Source organism: Dyadobacter jejuensis, from assembly GCF_003149085.1.
Classification (GTDB): domain Bacteria; phylum Bacteroidota; class Bacteroidia; order Cytophagales; family Spirosomataceae; genus Dyadobacter; species Dyadobacter jejuensis.
This window is the reverse complement of record NZ_QGDT01000066.1, coordinates 1-1,271: the sequence shown is the minus strand read 5'-3', so window position 1 is coordinate 1,271 and position 1,271 is coordinate 1. Positions and strand designations below refer to the sequence as shown.

The 1,271-nt window shown below is 48.2% G+C and carries 1 protein-coding gene; it reads right to left on the bottom strand.

The window, feature by feature from the left end:
* Positions 1-1,271, bottom strand: a 1,271-nt coding sequence (locus CLV98_RS23630) for a hypothetical protein (protein ID WP_158281331.1), incomplete at both ends; no start/stop codon positions are given.

Sequence of the window (1,271 nt, the reverse complement as noted above, 5' to 3'; positions counted from 1 at the left end):
TCGATACCCTCACAATACTTGGGAAGTCCACGACCAAAGCCGATATCTTCGGCATCATATTCGATAATAGATAACTTGCCGAGACCAAGATTGACTGCATTGCAGAGTCGTTTTCGGTCCACGTTATAGATCTCTGTACCATCCGTGCCGTACATAGCATCTGCAGTTGCGGCCTGATCGGTGAAATTAGCATGTAAATGCCAGGCATTTTGAACGCTTCCGGCGTCTGGATAGGTATAGGTAGCTAGGATCTTGCCCTGGCCCCCTTCATGTACGGCCGAACTGAAGTTATCAAAGTAATTTTTAAGTGAAATGCTTATATACCTGGCAAAATCTTTGCCGGTCTCCGTGCTCATATCCAAAGCAGATCCGGCCCCCCAGTCGTGTATAAATGGCCTTTGATAGTCGAGGCCTTTAGAGGCCCGAAAGCCCTTGAACCCATCTTGGAACATGCTTTCGAAACCACCTATTTCGTATCCATCCAAATCATAAGATATTTCGTTACCCTTATCATCATATTTGCTTACATACCGACCGACACTAGGATTGATAAACTCCTCGGCACTGGCAGTCCCAATGGACATGTAGTAACCTCCTTCATAGGCGGCCAGCTCGGAAGCCATTTCCTTGACTGCATCGTGGATTTTCTGGTTTATTGAAGTGCTCACCAGGGAGGCCATTACTTTACTTCTTTCTAGGGTGTGAACCGTCCCTCGTTGCCCCCTTACATATTGACTCTCATCGATAAACCCATCACCAGCTAGGCGCCACGGCCAGAAATATAAGGAGAGCTTTAGCCCCCGATCTTTACAGTACTGGATGGCGTGTCGAAGCGCTTCTCTCTCATAGTTTTTCTCAGTTGGCTCCCAATCATACCAGCGAACCAATAGCTTAACGCCAGTAATCGAATAGCCCCAATCGGTTTTATGGGCCTCGATTCTTTCCCTCCAGTCCTTATTGATACCGGTCGGATCCGTCGGATCGTAGCCGTATCCGGTGGTGTTCATAAAGAGCTCAAACCGATCCTTGCCAGCTGGTACAGATGGATTTGGCACTGGATCTACGCTTGACTGATCCTTTGCTACGATGAATGTTTTAGAATCAGTACCAGAACAAGTGCTGCCGGATAAGGTCAGTTTATATGTGCCAGCGGATAGGTTGATATACGGAATCCGTATTCGGTTGGCCTTGGGCGTGATGTTGCCGGCCGAGACTAGCTGGCCGGCCAAGTTCTCAACTTTAAAGTCGATGCCCTGGACGTTGATCCCATG